This is a genomic window from Variovorax sp. 10N432, assembly GCF_056394465.1.
The window spans coordinates 236,157-253,560 of record NZ_JBFTHX010000005.1 but is presented as its reverse complement, the minus strand read 5'-3'; the positions used below and the strand labels follow the sequence as shown (position 1 = coordinate 253,560).

13 protein-coding genes are annotated in these 17,404 nt (G+C 67.4%); 8 read left to right on the top strand and 5 right to left on the bottom strand.

From position 1 onward, the window contains the following. The 3 genes from AC1DF3_RS08865 to AC1DF3_RS08855 are packed head-to-tail and all read right to left on the bottom strand — an operon-like array spanning nucleotide 1 to nucleotide 3,669. The gene (locus tag AC1DF3_RS08865) at nucleotides 1-852 is read right to left on the bottom strand and encodes an enoyl-CoA hydratase/isomerase family protein (RefSeq protein WP_478139389.1); all 852 of its coding nucleotides are present in this window, start codon (nucleotides 850-852) and stop codon (nucleotides 1-3) included. A gap of 16 nt (nucleotides 853-868) precedes the next feature. After that, nucleotides 869-2,035: an acyl-CoA dehydrogenase family protein gene (locus AC1DF3_RS08860; protein ID WP_478139388.1), complete on the bottom strand. Its 1,167-nt coding sequence runs from the start codon at nucleotides 2,033-2,035 to the stop codon at nucleotides 869-871. A gap of 14 nt (nucleotides 2,036-2,049) precedes the next feature. Beyond that, nucleotides 2,050-3,669, bottom strand: coding sequence for an acyl-CoA carboxylase subunit beta (locus AC1DF3_RS08855; protein ID WP_478139387.1), 1,620 nt, complete (start codon nucleotides 3,667-3,669; stop codon nucleotides 2,050-2,052). 268 nt (nucleotides 3,670-3,937) lie between these two features. Between AC1DF3_RS08855 and AC1DF3_RS08850 the strand changes: the two genes are divergently transcribed. The 3 genes from AC1DF3_RS08850 to AC1DF3_RS08840 all read left to right on the top strand — a co-directional run bounded on the left by AC1DF3_RS08850 (nucleotide 3,938) and on the right by AC1DF3_RS08840 (nucleotide 8,646). Then, on the top strand, nucleotides 3,938-6,151 hold the full coding sequence (locus AC1DF3_RS08850) for an eCIS core domain-containing protein (protein WP_478139386.1): 2,214 nt from the start codon (nucleotides 3,938-3,940) through the stop codon (nucleotides 6,149-6,151). A gap of 27 nt (nucleotides 6,152-6,178) precedes the next feature. After that, nucleotides 6,179-7,579 carry a DUF1254 domain-containing protein gene (locus AC1DF3_RS08845; protein WP_478139385.1) on the top strand — a complete coding sequence of 467 codons (1,401 nt, stop codon included), beginning with the start codon at nucleotides 6,179-6,181 and terminating at the stop codon, nucleotides 7,577-7,579. 299 nt (nucleotides 7,580-7,878) lie between these two features. Beyond that, nucleotides 7,879-8,646 (top strand): IclR family transcriptional regulator, encoded by a 768-nt coding sequence (locus AC1DF3_RS08840; RefSeq protein WP_478139384.1) that lies wholly within the window; start codon nucleotides 7,879-7,881, stop codon nucleotides 8,644-8,646. A gap of 1,196 nt (nucleotides 8,647-9,842) precedes the next feature. On the opposite strand, the gene AC1DF3_RS08835 is transcribed toward AC1DF3_RS08840, so the two are convergent. Continuing rightward, on the bottom strand, nucleotides 9,843-10,175 hold the full coding sequence (locus AC1DF3_RS08835) for a hypothetical protein (protein WP_478139383.1): 333 nt from the start codon (nucleotides 10,173-10,175) through the stop codon (nucleotides 9,843-9,845). A 583-nt stretch (nucleotides 10,176-10,758) separates the two neighbouring features. On the opposite strand from AC1DF3_RS08835, the gene AC1DF3_RS08830 reads away from it, so the two are divergent. From AC1DF3_RS08830 to AC1DF3_RS08810, 5 genes are all read left to right on the top strand, one after another. Then, complete coding sequence (locus AC1DF3_RS08830; RefSeq protein WP_478139382.1) at nucleotides 10,759-11,688, top strand: DUF6502 family protein; 930 nt, start codon at nucleotides 10,759-10,761, stop codon at nucleotides 11,686-11,688. After that, the gene (locus AC1DF3_RS08825; RefSeq protein WP_478139381.1) at nucleotides 11,685-13,031 is read left to right on the top strand and encodes a DUF5666 domain-containing protein; all 1,347 of its coding nucleotides are present in this window, start codon (nucleotides 11,685-11,687) and stop codon (nucleotides 13,029-13,031) included. The genes AC1DF3_RS08830 and AC1DF3_RS08825 overlap by 4 nt, the downstream gene beginning before the upstream one ends. 123 nt (nucleotides 13,032-13,154) lie before the next feature. Further along, nucleotides 13,155-13,337 (top strand): hypothetical protein, encoded by a 183-nt coding sequence (locus AC1DF3_RS08820; protein WP_286535436.1) that lies wholly within the window; start codon nucleotides 13,155-13,157, stop codon nucleotides 13,335-13,337. 111 nt (nucleotides 13,338-13,448) lie between these two features. Then, the gene (locus AC1DF3_RS08815; protein WP_286535438.1) at nucleotides 13,449-14,252 is read left to right on the top strand and encodes a DUF2092 domain-containing protein; all 804 of its coding nucleotides are present in this window, start codon (nucleotides 13,449-13,451) and stop codon (nucleotides 14,250-14,252) included. 20 nt (nucleotides 14,253-14,272) lie between these two features. Then, complete coding sequence (locus AC1DF3_RS08810) at nucleotides 14,273-14,728, top strand: hypothetical protein (protein WP_286535439.1); 456 nt, start codon at nucleotides 14,273-14,275, stop codon at nucleotides 14,726-14,728. A gap of 305 nt (nucleotides 14,729-15,033) precedes the next feature. Here the strand turns inward: AC1DF3_RS08810 and AC1DF3_RS08805 are convergent, their stop codons facing one another. Further along, nucleotides 15,034-17,358 carry an acyl-CoA dehydrogenase gene (locus tag AC1DF3_RS08805; protein WP_478139380.1) on the bottom strand — a complete coding sequence of 775 codons (2,325 nt, stop codon included), beginning with the start codon at nucleotides 17,356-17,358 and terminating at the stop codon, nucleotides 15,034-15,036. Between the last annotated feature and the right edge of the window lie 46 nt (nucleotides 17,359-17,404).

The following is a 17,404-nucleotide window of genomic DNA, read 5'->3' as shown; positions in this document are numbered from 1 at the left end:
TCAGGCGGCGGCGGAGGCCGGCATGGCCTGCGCTTCGCGGATCTCGGCGGCGCTGAATTCGCGATGCCATGCGGCGGCGCGCTTCTCGCGAAAGGCCGCGATGCCCTCGGCGCCTTCGCTGCGCATGCAGCCGGCGAACTGGCGGGCCGCGTCGTCGAGCAGCGATTCATCGCTTTCACGCCCGCAGCGTTGCAGCAGCGGCTTGAGCACGCGATTGGCCAGCGGCCCGCAGGCGCCGACCCGGCCGAGCCACTGTGCGAGCAGTTCGTCGAGTGCCGCACCATCGGCTGCGAGTTCATCGACGAGGCCGAGGCGCAAGGCCGTGTCGCCGCTCACGCGCTCGCCGCTGAGCCCGAGCCGGCGCGCGATCCGATGGCTCAGGCGCGCCACCACGAAAGGCGCGATCTGCGCCGGGATGATGCCGAGCGAGGTCTCGCTCAGCGCGAAGCGCGCATCGCGCGTCGCCAGCACGATGTCGGCCGCACAGGCGAGGCCCATGCCGCCGCCCATCGCCGCGCCTTCGACGACGGCGATCACCGGCACCGGCAGCGCGGCCAGGCGCTGCATGAAGCGGCCGAACTCGCGGTTGCGCGCGGCCACGGGGTCTTCGCCGCCGCTGGGGTCGGCGTCGAGCCGCGACTGGAAGCTGCCGACATTGCCGCCGGCGCAGAAGAAGCCCTGGCTGCCGCGCAGCACCAGCGCCCGCACGGCCACGTCGGACTCGGCGAGGCCGATCACTTCTGCGAGCTCGGCCACCACCTCGGGCGAGAGGGCGTTGCGCGTCTTCGGCTGGTGCAAGGTCGCGAACAGCACGTCGTGCCGGCGCCGGAGCAGGAGGTGCCTGTAGTCCATGGTCGGGGCCATCGCTTCAGGCGTCCATGTTCATGAGGCCCATCTGGCGGGCGATGACCATCAGCATCACTTCATCCGCGCCGCCGCCGATGGAGCCGAGCCGGTAGTCGCGGTAGGCGCGCGACACCGGGTTGTCCCAGGTGTAGCCCATGCCGCCCTGGAACTGCATGCACCAGTCGGCGATCTCGCGCGACAGCCGCCCGGCCTTGAGCTTGGCCATCGAGGCCAGCTCGACCACGTCGCCGCCCTCGATGTAGGTCTGGGTCGCGACGTAGACCAGGGCGCGCAGGGCTTCGAGCTCGGTCTTGAGCTCGGCCAGCTTGTACTGGATGAACTGGTTGTCCAGAAGCGGCCGGCCGAAGGCCTGGCGCTGGCGCAGGTAGTCGGCGGTCTCCTGGATCCAGGCCATGGCCGACAGGCGCCGCGCCGCGCCGTCGAGCCGCTCTTCCTGGAACTGCTTCATCTGGTAGATGAAGCCCATGCCTTCTTCGCCGATGCGATGGCGCACCGGCACGCGCACCTCGTCGAAGAAAATCTGCGCCGTGTCGGAACTCCACATGCCGAACTTCCTGATCTTCTGCACCTCGATGCCGCGCGTGCGTTTCCCGTCCTGCATGAGCGGCACGATGATCAGCGACTTGTTCTTGTGCGCCGAGCCGCCTTCGGAGGTGTTGCACAAGAGGCAGATCCAGTCGGCCTGGGTGCCGTTGGTGATCCACATCTTCGAGCCGCTGATCACGTAGTCGTCGCCGTCGCGCCGGGCCCGGGTCTTGAGCGAGGCGACGTCCGAGCCGGCACCCTGTTCCGACACGCCGATGGCGGCCACCATCTCGCCGGCGATCGCGGGCGCCAGGAACTCGCGCTTGAGATCGTCGGAACCGAAGGCCGCCAGCGCCGGCGTCGCCATGTTCGACTGCACGCCGATGGCCATCGCCACGCCTTGGGCGCGCGCGTAGCCCATCGCCTCGGCGGCCGCCAGTGCATACGAGAAGTCGAGGCCCAGGCCGCCATAGGCCTCGGGCTTGGTGATGCCGAGAAAGCCGAGGCCGCCCATCTTCCGGAACAGGTCGTGCGCCGGGAAGATCTCGGCGGCTTCCCATTCGTCGACGAAGGGGTCGATCTCGGAGGCGATGAAGCGGCGGATGCTCTGCATCAGTGCGTGGTGTTCGGATGTGTAAAGCATGGGAGTCCTCGGGGCTAGAAGCGCGCGACGCCGAACTGCATCGGGCGGGTGGTGCGCTGTTCGGCTTCGCGCGCGGTCGCGAGCACGAAGGCCAGTACGTCGCGCGTGCGGCGCGGGTCGATCACGCCGTCGTCGAGCAGATGGCCGCTGGTGTGGAAGGCGCTCGCCTGGCGCTCGAAGTTGGCGACGATCTCGGCCTTTTGCGCCGCGAGCTTCGCGTCGTCGACGGTCGCGCCTTTTCGTTCGGCCTGCTGGCGCGCCACGATCTCCAGCGTGGTCGCGGCCTGCTCGCCGCCCATCACGGCGGTGCGCGCGTTGGGCCACGAGAAACAGAAGCGCGGATGGAAGGCGCGGCCGCACATGCCGTAGTTGCCGGCGCCGAACGAGGCGCCGCAATAGACCGTGACCTGCGGCACCTGCGAATTGGCCAGCGCCTGGATCATCTTGCTGCCGTGCTTGATCATGCCGGCCTCTTCGGAGCCTCGGCCGACGATGAAGCCGGTGGTGTTCTGCAGGTAGACGATCGGCGTGCCCGACTGGTTGCACAGCTGGATGAACTGCGCCGCCTTGGTCGCGCCGGCGGGGTCGATCGGGCCGTTGTTGGTGACGAAGCCGACGTTGTGGCCTTCGATGCGGCCATTGCCGCAAATGGTGGCCGGCCCGTAGTCGGGCTTGAAGTCCATCCAGCACGAATCGTCGACGACGCGCGCGATCACCTCGCGCATGTCGATGGGCTTCCGGTGTTCCAGCACCATCGCGCCCGCGAGTTCCTCGGGATCGAGTCGCGGCGGCTGGAAGGCGGCTCCCGCATCGTCGGCGGCGCGCCGCCAGCCGAGGTTGGCGACGATGTCGCGGGCGACCGCGATGGCGTGCGCGTCATCTTCGGCCACGTATTCGGCGAGGCCGCTGACGCTGGCGTGCATGTCGGTGCCGCCGAGTTCTTCATCGGTCGCGATCTCGCCCGTGGCGGCCTTGAGCAGCGGTGGGCCGGCGAGGAAGGCCTTGGCCCGGCCGCGCACCATCACGACGTAGTCCGACAGGCCCGGCATGTAGGCACCGCCGGCGGTCGACGAGCCGTGAACCACCGTCACGATCGGCAGGCCGGCCGCCGAGAGGCGTGCGAGGTTGTAGAACATGCCGCCGCCGCGGATGAATTTCTCGACCCGGTACTTGCGCAGGTTGGCGCCGGCCGATTCGACCAGGTGGACGAAGGGAAGCTTGTTCTCGAGCGCGAGCTCCTGGCAGCGCATCAGCTTCTGGTTGCCCGACTCGGTCAGCGCGCCGGCGTCGATGCCGGAATCGGTCACCACCACCATGCAGCGCACGCCGCTCACGAAGCCGATGCCGGCGATCTGCGAGCCGCCCGGCACGCAGGAGGCCGGATCGGGGTCGTCCATGCCGTAGCCCGCGAGATTGGCGATCGGCAGAAAGGGTGCTCCGGCGTCGAGCAGGCGGCTCATGCGCTCGCGCGGCAGCAGCGCGCCGCGCTTCTCGAAGCTGGCGGTGGCGCGCGCGGAGGCATCGGCGGCGCGCTGCTCCAGCGCGCGCAGCTCGTCGATCAATGCGAGCATGCCGGCGCGCTGCGCCTGGAAGGCCTCGGACGCCGGATGAAGGCGGGATTGGAACGGAGTCATGGGTGGGGACTTTCGCAATGAAGTTGCGACGGGACGATCTGCATCTGGTGAAGGGGGTCTTTGGCGGCTGGGGCTTCTGCAGGGGTGAACGCATTGCAGACGAGTCCCTGCGGGTTCGCAACGACAAAGTGCCCAGGTGTGCACAATGTGCACAAATGGGCACTGCGTTGCGGGATTACCCTTGATGGGCGGCAGCGAGGTGGGCCTTGACCTTGCTGCCGAGGCGTTCGAGACTCGTGTCCTTCCAACGAAGGCCTCCGGAGGATGCATGCAAATGCTCAAAGTCCCGGCCGCGAAGCCGATGGCCGGCCTGTCTACGACCCGATCGTCCGTTTACCGCGAACTTCAAGCCAAGCTTGAGATCAGCGAGCCGGGCGACGTCTGCGAGCAGGAGGCCGATCGCATCGCCTCGCAGGCAGTCAGGGCCGGTGGCGCAGCGGCACCGCTCGCGATTCAGCCTTACTCGTCTCGAACAGGCGGCCCATCCGAACAGGTTCCCGCGAGCGTCATGCAAACCCTGGCGAGCGCGGGCGGTCCCCTCGAGCCGTCGGTTCGACGCGACATGGAGCATCGCTTCGGCTACGACTTCACGCGGGTCCGTGTCCATTCCGATGCCCTTGCCGCCGGCTCCGCGCGTGACGTTCATGCCCATGCATACACGGTCGGGCACGATGTCGTGTTCAACGAAGGGCGCTACTCGCCGGGCACGCAAGAAGGCCGCCAGCTGATTGCCCATGAGCTCACGCACGTCGTTCAGCAGAACGCCACGAAGGCGCTGCAAAGAAACAAGGTTCCGGAAGGTGTCATTCACGAGAAGTCGATGCAGTTTCTCGAGGACTCTCTGCGCCAGTTCTATGAAGCGCTGCCCCGCAAGGTCCGGATCGAGCTCAAGGCGGACGGCGTCATTGCGATCGCCATGGTCAGCCAAAGGAATACCGGCCAGGACCCGAGGCTCGTGTATGCCGTCGCCGGCATCCCGAACGGGCCCGATATTCGCAAAGCCGCCGAGAAGCTCAACCTCGTCTACGTGGGAGACACGGAGCAGGGTATCTCGGAAAAGAGACCTCAGGGACCCGCCCGGCAGTATGGGCCGAATGACGGTCCGCCCCCGGGATCGGGCGGACTCGAGCATGCAGAACAACTGATCAAGGCCTACAGACAGGAAAGAGGCGTGGACATTGACGGTTTGGTGGTGTCGCGCCCGTTGTGTCATGACTGCGTTCGTGTCATGCCGCGCGAAAAGGGGGGGCGAATCATGATCTCGGTGATCGTCGACCCTGACAAGACCCTCCCGAATCCTCGCAACGAGGCCATCAAGAACAAGGAAGCAGCGAAGGCCAAGGAAGTCGGAAAGACGGCGGGTCCTCCGGAGATTCCCGATGCCATCGAAGCCGAAGGGCGCGGCCGGACGAGGTCAACCAGTGATCGTTCGCGCGGCCGAGCTCCGACAACCGACCGAAGCCTCGGCGGACGGGGAGCCAAGACCGAAAAGACCGGCTCCCTCCGCGGAGGCAAAGTGTCCGAAGTCGCCAATCGCCGCGGCGGAGGCGGCGTGACCCAAGAGCCGTTCGCGGTTCGGTCCACCGGCCCCTTCGAGGGACGGGGCCAGGTGGTCGAGCCCATCCGCGTTCCCGAGCCAGCGATCGCCCAGCAGGATATCAAGGGAGGCGTCGAAGGGGCGGCTGCCATGATCAACGCGGGCCTGTTCAGCGCTTTGCAGGGCCATGAAGTCCAGCTGGCAGTCGATCGGCTCAAGGAGCTCACTCCGGAAATCGAGAATTGGCGCCAGCGGGGATATGGCGTGGGGGTCACCATGGTTGTCGAAGTGCCGGATCAACCCGACGTGCTCGCCGGCCCCACCGGCGTGCACTCTACCGGCGACATCGTCCATTTCAAGAAGATGTACATCAGCAGCATCGCGAGACCCGTCGGAGACGTCCCGGAGGGCCAGCAGGTGATGACTGCCGACTACGCGCGGGGCGATCCCAAGCCCAGCCCGAGCGATCCGTCCAACAAGGCGCGCAAGGGATTCCATCTGAAAACGGGATTTGTCGCGTTCCCGGCGCCGCCGCGCGCCAAGACGGAAGCGAAACTGACTCCGGTCGACTTGCGAGGTCTCCCCGGCTCTTATAAGTCGGAGTACCAGAAACTCTTCACGGGAGATCCGATGATTCTCGGACTCTTCGCCGCACGCACGCTTCGGATCGGCCTTGCGAACGATGGCAAGCTCACGGCACAAATGCGGCTGGGCTCACAGGAATTCAATTACCAGGCGCAAGAGCCGAGGGGAAAGCAACTCTTGTTCGGCCGTTTCAATTTTGGTGGAAAGGACGGGCCGGTCTTCACCAGTACATTCACCTACGAACCCGACAAGAACCCGAATGTTCTTCTTGAGTGGTTCGGCGCGCTGGAACCGGATGCGCAACCTGACCAGTACTGGAAGAAGATGTGGGACGGTCTGATCAGCTGGCGCAAGATCTAGCATCACGTCATATTCAAAGGTTCTCGCATGAAAAAGATCCTCACGCTCGGCTTGGTGCTCGGCGCCGCCGCCATGACCGCGCACGCACAGACCCTTTCCGCAGTCGAGCTGCGGCGCCGAACGGTCGAGCGTCGGGCTGTCGAAGCCGTGATCTGGGGCATGCCCGCCGTCAACTATGAGCGCATGCTGGACGCGGCGAGCGCCAATGGAGCAAAGCTGAACCAAGTCGTCTATTGGTCGCGTCCGGTGAACTGGAAGAACCAGACGCTCACCCCCAATCCGGACACGATCTACCTCAATCCTTTCTATGACACGTCGAAGGGTCCGGTGGTGGTGGAGATTCCGCCGGCCGACGAGGACCATGTGATCGTGGGCAGCTTCGACGTCTCATGGCAGAACGCGCTCGCCGATGTCGGGCCGGCCGGAGAGGACAAGGGCAAGGGTGCGAAATACCTCATCCTGCCGCCGGGCTACACCGAGAAAACGCCGGACGGCTACATCGTGCTGCAGTCGGAGACCTACCGGGGCTTTGTCATCTTGCGCTCGAACTTCAAGAGTCGCAGCGACGCCGACATTCAGTCCGCCGTCGATCACGGCAAGCGGGTAAAGGTCTATCCGCTGGGCGCCAATCCCGATTCGACGGTCTTCGTGGACGTCTACGACAAGCCCTTCGACGCGACCATTCCCTACGACGCGACATTCTTCGAATTGCTCAACCGTTTTGTGCAGGCCGAACCCTGGCTCACGCGCGACAAGGTGATGATCGATTCGCTCAAGTCGCTGGGTATCGAAAAGGGCAAGCCCTTCAACCCTGACGCCAAGACGAAGGCGCTCTTCAGCAAGGCGGCGCGGGAGGCGCACCAAGTCATTGGCCTCAAGTATGAGAGTGGTTTCGTGCCGCCGTTCTACGATGGAACGCGGTGGTCGGTGCCCGTGCCGCCGGAGACCCGAGACGGACTGGGCAACAAGTTCGCCGACCCCGACGAGTACGGCCTCGACGGCCGCGCAGTGATGTACCACATGGCGTACTTCAGCCCGAAGGTCTTGGGAGGCGCCCAGTTCTATCTCATGAATACCAGCGATAGCGCCGGCAGGCCGCTGGAGGGCGGAAAGACCTACCGGCTGAAGGTGCCGGCGAATGCGCCCATCGAGCAATACTGGTCGGTGACTGCCTACGACCGCGAGACGCATGCGTTGATCGTCGGGATGTCTCGTCCGAGCCTCGCGTCGAACGCCACGGCGGTGCAGAAAAACGCCGACGGCTCGACGGACGTGTACTTCGGCCCGCAGGCGCCTGTCGGAAATACGTCCAACTGGGTGCCGACCGATCCTAAACGGCGGTTCGAACTCCTGTTCCGCCTCTACGGCCCGAAGAAGGAACTCTTCGACAAGACGTGGACGTTGACCGACGTCGAGGCAGTGAAATGATCACATGCGGTCGATTGTTGGCGCCGGCCTTCAACGCCTCGATTCCGAACGAAGCCATTGAATGAAGGCCAGTGCGGCTGATTGGCTCATTGCTTGTTGAGTCGAGAAAACCGAGTAGCTCTGGGTGTCCTTCTGGACGTGCGGATGGGCCTGCATCAAGAGGGATCAACGGCGTGAGCGAGCCGCTGCTTCGCCCCCGCAAATGACCTCGTCGAGCGCCTCCCTTGTTCGAGTCGCCCCGGTCGCGCCCCGTTGTGCACAATGTGCACACCCGAACTCTGCGCCACGCGACTGCCTCGATGACTGCTGCGACTGAATCCTCTTCCCGCGCGGCCCCGGTGGTACGCGGCGCGCAAAGCATCGACCGGGCGATGCAGCTGCTGCAGTGCATCGCCGCGCAGCACGCGCAGGGCATCGCGCTGCCCGAACTGGTGGAGGCCGTGCGGCTCGACCGGACCACCACCTACCGCATCGTGTCTTCGCTGGTGCGGGCCGGGCTGGTCGGCCGCGATGCCGCCTCCGGCTTGTACCGGCTCGGCATCGAGGCCATGGCGCTCGGGCTGGCAGCGATGCAGCGCGCGCCGCTGGTCGAGCGCTGCCTGCCGGCCATGAAGGCGCTGGCGCGCCGCTCGGACGAGCATGTGTTCCTGGTCGTTCGGTCGGGCGACTACAGCCATTGCCTGCACCTGGAGCAGGGCGCGCATCCGATCCGGAGCTTCTTCGAGACGGTGGGCAGCATGCGCCTGCTGGGGCTGGGCATCCCGAGCTTCTCGCTGCTGGCGACGATGAGCGACGCCGAGATCGCCGCGCACTATGCGCGGCACGAGGCGGAATACCAGGCCCACCACATGAGCGCGGCCAAGCTGCAGCGCTGGATCCGCCAGACCCGCGAACTGGGCCATGCGCAGATCGTCGCCAAGGGCATCGCGGGTGTCGGCATGCGTTTCGCGATGGGTTCGTGCGGCGATGCGGCGCTCGGCATCGTGGTGCCGGCGTCGCGCTTGCCGCGCTCGCGCGCGGCGGTGCTGGCTGCGATGCTGCGGGGGGAGGTTGGAAGGCTGGGCTAGCGCTGTTGCGCGTGGGGGGCTATCGCCCGGGCCCGCCGCCACCAGGGCCGCCGCCGCCCCCGGGACCACCGCCACCGCCAGGACCACCGCCACCGCCAGGACCACCACCACCCCCAGGGCCACCGCCCCCGGAGCCCCCGCCTGATCCGCCCCCGCCACCGCCCCCACCACCTCCGGGACCAGGACCTCCAGCCCCGCCGGCTGCCCCCGCGCTTGAACTTGCACCGGCCGCGCCTGCGCCGCTTCCCACGCTGGCCGAGGACGCCGCGCTGGACCCCGCAGAAGCAGAGGTGGTGCTTCCACCAGGATCAGCGCTCGAAATGGCCGCCATTGCTCGGCTGCCCACACCGGTCACCGACACGTGTCGATTGACTGGTCCTGCCGCCGCTGCACCCAGGCAGACGCGTTCTCCGAACGGGTTGTAGCGATCGCATGGCGGGTTGCTCGGCATGACGAGGACGGCGGCTCTTCCCGGATCCGTCCTCGAGCGCTTGACCTGCAGCGCCTCGACGTCATCCGGCTTGAGGTTCGAAGCCTGGGCAGCCGCGGGTGCGCTCACCCCCCGGCGACCCGTCTCGACAACGGCCGCGGTCGTCACTGTGTCGTGGCTTCGTTTCGGCGTGGCTGCCACGGCCTGGCTTCGTCGACGCGGTGCCGTCCGCTGCGAAGGTGCGGGGACCTGCGGTTCGGGACTTGTTTCCAGATCGGGTTGATCTTGCTGCGCCGGAGCCACCAGGGGCGGCGGCAGGTCGGGCGGCGAGAAAGTCACCAGCGTTGTCTGCGCCGCCGCTGGAGACTGAACCGATACCAGCGGCGGATCGAGAATGCGTTGTGTCCGGACCGGAGAGCGACTCGCGTACCAATAGACGAAGGCGCCTGCAAGCAGCGGCAGCGCGAGCACCAGGAGCACCAGCGAGATATCGATTCCAGCCGGCAGTCCGAACTTGCCGCGATGATGCGCCTTCGCTCCTTCGGCTGGTGCGCGAGTCAGCCCGTCCCGCGGCCTCGCCGATGGCATGGATGCCGCGGCATGCGCGTCGGGCAGTGTGTGGGCAAACGCAGCCGCATCGAAGCGCACACCTGAGAACTTGCCCGCACAACCACGGCAATACCTGGCTCTGTCCCGGTTGGGCGCGTGGCAAGCCTCGCAGTATTTGGTCATTGTGTCTTCCCACGCCGGGCGAGCGACGGCCGCGCTACGGCACAGGAATGAGACTGGTGACGAGCACAAGTGAATTGATCACGATGAAAAACGCCACGAAGTCCAGCGCCGACGCGCGTCGCGGCACGGCGAGCCCATCCCATTGCGGTGCCGCCATGGTCCCCAGTCCCTTGGCGACATAGAAGCCCGCCAGCTTGTGGGAGCAGCATTTGCAATAGCGCGCCGAGCCGAGGTTGATCGTGTTGCAGGCATCGCATACCTCGGCCGAACTGGCACTGATCCGCAGCCTCACCAGATCGATCAGGCTGCCGAAGGCGGTGCTGGACGGCGCCGGGGCGGTCCAGTCGGACGCTTCGACGGCCATCATCGGAAGTCTCCCAGGCGCCCGAGTCCTGCAACTCGCATGGACGACGTTGCCGAGCTGCAGCATGGATGGACCCTGGCCCGCCGGAAGGCTCGCCTGAGCCTTTCCTCGGCGACGGCGATCCGGGCGAACAGACGCAACTCTATATCGGTCGGTCCGGGCCCCCGGCCCTCAACCTGCCTGCGAAACGCGGCGACGATGCGAAGGTGGATCGCCTGTCTTGCCCGCACGGCGGCATTCCAGGCCCTGCGCGCGCTCATCTCGCCGGGTCGCAGCGAGTCTCGCGCAGATGCTCCTCGGCGGCGGATCGATACCGAGGCCCGGCTGGGCTTCCGACTGGCCGGCTTTCCGTCGTGTGTGCTGCTTGACATGGGGTCTCTCCAGTTGGATGGGAAGTTTTCACATTTAAGCGCTCTTGTCCTATAGTGGTTGCAACGGATTTGTAAGACACAGGCTTGTGACTGTGTCCCAGTGGTAACCGGGCGTTAACAACCCGACAAAGGTCGTGCATGAAGTGCTCCCCAATCCGACGCGCCGCCGCAAACAGCTCGGCTCGGCCCCGCCGTAGCGCGGGCAACTAGGCGCCATGGCCGCTCATCCCGCTGGATCGAAGAACGCCAGGCATCCGCGCGGCCGACCGTCCCTTCGGGAAGGGATCGCCCAGAACAGGCAGGGCCAACTGACTTGGGTGCTCGGGGCTTGGGCGCGCGTGCTGCGACCGCTGGTGCGGCTGGCCCTGGCCTTCGGCGTCAAGCATTCGCATCTCGATGAACTGCTGCGCGACATCATGGTCGATGAAGCGCGCCGCACATGGCTCGAGCAGGGTGTCGAACCCAACATCAGCCAGATCTCGGTGACGACGGGATTGAATCGCAAGGCCGTCACGGTCAAGGTGCGGGAGGAGGGCGCCGAAGACCTGCCGAGATCCGAGCTGTCCGCCGAAGCGAAGACGATCACGCTGTGGCTGCAGATGTTGGCAGACGACCCCAAGCTTCGACGGCTGCCGATCGTGGCCGAAGGGAGCGGGCCTTCGTTCGAGGCGCTGGCCCGCCACGCCAGTCGAGGCAACGTGCACCATCGCACCATCCTCGACGAACTGGTGCGGCTCAACATGGTCAGTGAAGGCGACGGCCGTGTGGCACTGGACGCGGCCGGCTTCGTTCCGGCCGGCGACCTGAAGGAGATGCTTGCGTTCCTGGGTGACAACACGCGCGATCACCTGTCGGCCGCGGTCTCCAACACCTTCGGCGCCAAGCCGCCGCTGCTCGAACGGTCGGTGTTCGCCGGTGGAGTTTCGCTCGAGGACTGCGAGCGGATCCACCAGTTCGTGCGGCAGCGGTGGGGTGGACTGCATCACGACCTGACGCAGGAAATGGCGCGCGCCTACGAAGCCGCCGACAAGAGCGCGACGGGGCGGATCCGGGTCGGCATCTACACCTACTACGAAGACACCACAGCCGGAACCAGCGCACCCGTGCCGGCCGCAACCTCCAGATCATCAGGGAAAAAAGCATGAAGAACCAAGCGCTTCGCATCGGGATCCTGGCGTTGCTTGTCGCCTCGCTCCTTTCCTGCGGGGGCGGGGGCGGCGGGGGCGGCGGCGGCGGGGCAGCGTTCGGCAGTGCCGCGGTCGGCGCGTCGCCCGCGAGTGCCGGCGGCAGTCCAGCGCTGACGACGGACGCCGCGCCGAGCGGCAACGGCCTGGGCGGCATCGCGGCCGACGATGGCAGCAGTTCGACGAGCACCGCGGCCTCTGGCGGCGACGACGGATCGGGAGTCGGCTCGGGAGGCACGGGCGTGAGCACCGCCGACGCCACGGGCATCGGTGCGGTCGACGGCGCGGGCAGCATCATCGTCAACGGGCTTCGCTACGAGACCGGGTCCGCAGTCGGGCACATCGAGGACGCCGCGGGGCTGCAGTTGGGAATGAGCGCGAAGGTCACGGGGCCGGTCAACGCCGACTTCACGAGCGGCATCGCCCGCCGCGTGGACTCGGCGGCCGACATTCGCGGCCCGCTGCTGTCGGTCGACCTGGCCCAGGGCCGCTTCGTCGTCCTCGGCACCACGGTGACCACCGACGAGGCCACCGTGTGGGCCGACGCCACCGGTCTTGCGGCGCTGCGGCTCGGCCAGACGCTGCAGATCTGGGGGCTGCCTGCGGCGCCGGGCGTGCTGCGGGCGACCCGGGTCGAGCAGCGAGACCCCGCTGCGTTCATTCTCACGGGCACGGTGCAGAACCTCGACGCGATCGCGCGAAGCTTCACGCTCGGCGGCCTCGTCGTCGACTACGGCAGTGCCGTGTTGTCCGGCAGCCTGGACGGTCGGCCGCTGTCCGACGGGACCATCGTGCGCGTGCGGGCCGACAGCGCGTCGCCGGGCAGGCTCGCCGCCACCCTGGTGCAGTGGTGGTACCCGGTGCCGACGGCAGAGGGCACCACGGTGCAGCTCGCCGGCGTCATCACGGACTTCGCGGGCACGGGCGCCCTGCGCGTGCTGGGCCTCCGAGTCGACGCGTCATCGGCGCGGATCACGGGCGGGCCTTCGGGAGCCGTCGGCAATGGCGTCAAGGTGGAGGTCGGCGGCAAGCTGTCTGGCGGCGTCCTCAAGGCGACCCAGCTGAAGATCCGCCACATACCCGGTACCGGAGGGCCGGCTTCGTTCGACCTGATCGGAACCGTCGGTGCCTTCCGTTCGGCCTCCGACTTCAAGGTCAGAGGGCAGCCCGTGAATGCCGGTGGCCGGGGTGTCTTGTTCACGAACGGCACTGCGGCCAATCTGGGCAACGGCGTCAAGGTGCACGTGCATGGCGAACAGGTCGCGGACGGCGTGCTGACCGCGACCAGCGTCAACTTCGAATGACGCCGATCCTCGAATTTCAACCGTGTCAGACGACGCCTACGACCTGACAGGTCCATTTCCCGCAAATCAAAATGCGAACCTTTTACCTATACTTCGAGCCCGCGAATCGTAACAATTTATGACATGAAACAGAGCTTCGATGATTGGGAGAGTCAATGGTCCTCGGCGCGTCGGCGCGAGAATCTCGCCACCGAGAGGCAGCACCTCGAGCAGGAGAGATACGTCGCCGGCTGGAAGCGCAACCTGGCCGTCATCGCTGTCCTGGTGGTGGGTCTTGCCGTCTTGCTGGTCCGTCACTATGCCTAGTCGAGGATGGCGCGCCGCTCCGGCGCACCCTCCCTAAAGGGCAATAGACAGCGGGCGCGAGGGCGCAGACAGTGGCGGAGAAGCCATGAGCGCCACCGCTGGAGAGCCCGCATGAACGTCAGCCCGAGACGAATCACCCGACCGCTTGCCTGCGCGCTGCTCGCGGCCTCCGCATCGCTGTGGGCGCCCGGCCTTGCACTGGCGCAAGACAAGGCCGTGCCCGCGGCCGCCCCCGCGAAGGACATCAAGGACCAGCGGGCACTGACGCTCCTCAAGGCCATGAGCGACACGCTGGCCGGCGCGAAGACACTCAGCTTCAAGGTGCGCGGCATCGTGCCGACGCACTCGCCGACCGGTCAGTTCGTGAGCCTCCATGCATCGTCGCGCGTGGTGATGCAGCGGCCCGACAAGTTGTTCGTGTCGGCGCGCGGCGACCTGTTCCCGAGCGACGCCTTCTACGACGGCAAGACCGTGACAGTGGTCGGAGCAGGTGGCAAGTTCTATGCGCAGCGCGATGCGGCGGGCGGCTTCCTCGAGGCGCTCATGAACGGCGTGCAGCCGGGGTCTGACGCCACGGCGCCTTTCCTGGATCTTCTGGTGGCGGACCCGTATGCGTTCCTGACCAAGGATTTCACCAGCGCGCTCTGGGTCGGCCAGACGACGGTCGGCGGCGTCAAGACCGATCACCTGGCATTCACCGCGCCGGGCCTCGACTGGGAAGTGTGGATCGGCACCTCGGACAAGCTGCCGCGCCTGATGGTCGTGTCGTACCGGACGGGCGAGCGTCAGCCGACGTTCACCGTGGAGTTGTCCGACTGGAAGCTCGACGCGGCGGTTCCGGCGCAGACCTTCAAGGCGAGCATCCCGAAAGGCGCGGTGAAGCTCGAGTTCAAGCAGATGGGCCAGGACAAGTGATCAGGCAGAGGAGCAGCGCGATGAAGCCAATCAAGACACTCTTATTCGGCATCGCGGTCGTGGCGGGCGTCTTTGTGCCGCTGTCCGATGCCAGCGCGTGGATTGCTGCAGCGGGAGGCTGGCGGGGCGGCGCCGTCGCGGTCGGCGGCTATCACCCCTATCACCCGTATTACCGACCCGCCGGCTGCTACGGCTGCGGCGCGGCCGTGGGCGCCGTGGCGGGCATGGCGGTCGGTGCGGCCATCGCAGATTCATACCGTCCCGCCGTGGTCGTGCAGCAGCCCGCAGTGGTGGTGCCGCCGCCCGTCTACGTTACCCAGAGCAACTTGCCGCTCGGCACGCAGGTGGCGGCATTGCCTGGCGGGGCGCGCAGCATGGTGGTGAACGGCGTCAACTTCTATCAGTTCGGATCGACCTGGTACAAGCCGTACTTCGGATCGAGTGGCGTGTATTACGAGGTCGTTCCGGCGCCGTAGTCGGGTCGGGGGCCTGGCGGGGACGCGTTCGGGGCGCGTGCCGAGGGCACCGGGTGGCCCCCTCCGCGAATGTCCCCCGCCTTCGGCTCCTCCTTTATTTCGCTGCGGGGGCCACCCGGTGCCCTCGGCACGGGTAGCAGGAGGTGGTTCCAGCCGATGAACGACGGCCGTGACGGCTCGCGCCGATGGTGTGCTCTGCGCAGCGAAATAAAGGAGGAGGCCGAAGGCCGGGGGACATTCGCGGAGCAGAGCACACCGTCGGCGTGAGCCCCGCCCCAACTCCACCAGACGACGGTTGCTGGACCTCAGCCCGGCAGGTCGAGCACCTGCCGCGCGAGGATGTTCCGCTGGATCTCGTTGGTGCCGCCATAGATCATCGCGGAGGTCGATCCGATCAATGGCGAGAGCGCATTGAAAGGCTGTCCGTCGACGTCGACATCGCCGGCGATCGCGCCTTGTTCCTCGCTGGCCTCGACCAGCAGTGCGCCGATGCGGTGGTAGGTCTCGCTGGCAAAGATCTTCAGCAGCGACACCGAGGAAGGCAACGGCTTGCCGGCCTTCACGATGTTGGCGAAGCCCGCGTACGTGGCAGAGAGGTCGGCGACGTCGAGCCTGAGGGCCGTATAGCGCTGCATGAACACCGGGTCCGCGAACAGCCGCCGCGCCCGCGCCAGCCGCGCCAGCTGGCCCAGCGCGTACTGCGACTGCTTCGGGCTGCCGAGGAAGATGCGCTCGAAGCCCAGCAGCGCCTTGGCGATGGTCCAGCCGCCGTGCAGCCGGCCCACCAGGTTCTCGGCCGGCACCCGCACGTTGTCGAAGAACACTTCGCAGAATTCGGGCTCGCCGGCGAGGGTGTGGATCGGCCGGATCGTGATGCCCGGCGTCGCCAGGTCGCACAGCAGGAAGCTGATCCCTTCCTGCTTCTTGGCGTCGCGGTCGGTGCGCACCAGCATGAAGATGTGGTTGGCGTCCTGCGCGAGCGTGGTCCAGATCTTCTGGCCGTTGACGATGAAGTGGTCGCCCGCGGCATCGCGCGCCTGCAGCGCCTCGGTGCGCAGGCCGGCGAGGTCGGAGCCGGCATTGGGCTCCGAATAGCCCTGGCACCACACATGCTCGCCGCTCAGGATGCGCGGCAGGAAGCGCTGCTGCTGGGCCGGCGTGCCATGCTGGATCAGCAGCGGCCCGATCATCACGATGCCCTGGTCGGGCGCGCGGGCCACGCCGTGCTGCTCGAGTTCCTCGATCCAGGCGATCATCTTGTCGGCCGGCAGCCCCATGCCGCCGTGCACCTGCGGCCAGGCCGGCGCGACCCAGCCCTGTGCCGACAGCGTCAGGTACCAGTCGCGCATCTCGCTCCAGCGCGCGCGGTGCGACAGGTAGCGCAGCCGTGCCGGGTAGCGCTGCTGCAGGAAGGCACGCACCATGCGCCGGAAGTCGGGCTCGGGCATCGCGCCCCAGTCGGCCGTGCGCGGGAATTCGCCGGTCCAGGCGATCGCCTCGTCGGCCCGGGCGCCGGCCTCGGCCAGGGCGGCATAGCGGCGCTGGTGCGCCGTGGCGTTGCCGAGCCAGGCCGCGAGCCGCAGCGTGCGCTTGTAGAACAGGCTCAGGTCGCATTCCTGCGTGTAGCCGATCGCGCCGTGCAGCTGCACCGCCGAGCGCGAGATCTGCAGCGCGGCCGCGCTGCAGCGTGCGTTGACGCGGCTGGCCTCGGCCTCGAGCCGCTCGATCGGCAGACCCGGCTCGGCCGCCAGCGCCAGCACCTCGGCCAGGGTGGCGCGCGCCACTTCGAGCTGGATGAACATGTCGACCGCCCGATGCTGCAGCGCCTGGAAGCTGCCGATCGGCTTGCCGAACTGCGCGCGCGTGCGCAGGTAGGCCAGGGTCTGGTCGAGCATCGCCTGCGCCGTGCCCGTCAGTTCGGCGGCCTGCAGGATCTGACCGGCGGCCAGGGTCTGGCGCAGCGCCTCGCGGGCGGTGCTGCCTTCGGCCAGCACGGCTTCGGCGGGCAGCGAGACGCGGTCGAAGCGCAAAGTGGCCGCCTGTTCGCCATCGACCAGCGGCGTCAGCGTCTCGGTCACGCCGGCGGTGCCGCGCGGCACCCACAGCAGCACGGTGTCGTCATCGCCGCGCGCCGACACCAGCCAGCCGCTGGCGGCCGCCCCCGGCAGCACCATCATCTTCTCGCCCTGCAGCAGCAGGCGGCCCTGCGGATCGGCTTCACAGCCGCAATCCAGTGGCACGTCGCTGAGGTCGCCTGCGCTTTCCTGCCAGGCCAAGGCAGGCAGGCTCCGGCCTTCGACCAGTTCGCACAGCAGCCTGCTGGCGGCGGCACCGTCCAGCCGCCGCAGCAGCAGGGCGCCGAGGCCGGCCACGGCCAGCAGTGGCTCGGGCGCCACGTGCTCGCCGGCGGCGCGCAGCAGTTCCGCGGCGCCGGCCAGGTCGAAGGCCAGGCCGCCCGCGGACTCGGGCGCCAGCATGCCGGGCCAGCCCAGTGCGACCAGCGCGGACCAGGCCGCCGCTTGGGCGCCTCGCGGGCTTTCGGTCAGTGCGCGGCAGCGGCGGATGCTGCCGCTGCGCTCGAAATAGTCCAGTGCCGCTTCGCGGATGGCGGCCAATGAGTCGTGGTCCATGGTGTCCAGCTTGGTGAGATCCGGGTTGGGAGCGTGCCAGAGCGGG

What these genes read in the sequence shown, in the direction of transcription:
- AC1DF3_RS08865 (WP_478139389.1), bottom strand. Translation starts at nt 852, where the DNA reads ATGGACTACAGGCACCTCCTGCTCCGGCGCCGGCACGACGTGCTGTTC.
- AC1DF3_RS08860 (WP_478139388.1), bottom strand. Translation starts at nt 2,035, where the DNA reads ATGCTTTACACATCCGAACACCACGCACTGATGCAGAGCATCCGCCGC.
- AC1DF3_RS08855 (WP_478139387.1), bottom strand. Translation starts at nt 3,669, where the DNA reads ATGACTCCGTTCCAATCCCGCCTTCATCCGGCGTCCGAGGCCTTCCAG.
- AC1DF3_RS08850 (WP_478139386.1), top strand. Translation starts at nt 3,938, where the DNA reads ATGCAAATGCTCAAAGTCCCGGCCGCGAAGCCGATGGCCGGCCTGTCT.
- AC1DF3_RS08845 (WP_478139385.1), top strand. Translation starts at nt 6,179, where the DNA reads ATGAAAAAGATCCTCACGCTCGGCTTGGTGCTCGGCGCCGCCGCCATG.
- AC1DF3_RS08840 (WP_478139384.1), top strand. Translation starts at nt 7,879, where the DNA reads ATGACTGCTGCGACTGAATCCTCTTCCCGCGCGGCCCCGGTGGTACGC.
- AC1DF3_RS08835 (WP_478139383.1), bottom strand. Translation starts at nt 10,175, where the DNA reads ATGATGGCCGTCGAAGCGTCCGACTGGACCGCCCCGGCGCCGTCCAGC.
- AC1DF3_RS08830 (WP_478139382.1), top strand. Translation starts at nt 10,759, where the DNA reads ATGGCCGCTCATCCCGCTGGATCGAAGAACGCCAGGCATCCGCGCGGC.
- AC1DF3_RS08825 (WP_478139381.1), top strand. Translation starts at nt 11,685, where the DNA reads ATGAAGAACCAAGCGCTTCGCATCGGGATCCTGGCGTTGCTTGTCGCC.
- AC1DF3_RS08820 (WP_286535436.1), top strand. Translation starts at nt 13,155, where the DNA reads ATGAAACAGAGCTTCGATGATTGGGAGAGTCAATGGTCCTCGGCGCGT.
- AC1DF3_RS08815 (WP_286535438.1), top strand. Translation starts at nt 13,449, where the DNA reads ATGAACGTCAGCCCGAGACGAATCACCCGACCGCTTGCCTGCGCGCTG.
- AC1DF3_RS08810 (WP_286535439.1), top strand. Translation starts at nt 14,273, where the DNA reads ATGAAGCCAATCAAGACACTCTTATTCGGCATCGCGGTCGTGGCGGGC.
- AC1DF3_RS08805 (WP_478139380.1), bottom strand. Translation starts at nt 17,358, where the DNA reads ATGGACCACGACTCATTGGCCGCCATCCGCGAAGCGGCACTGGACTAT.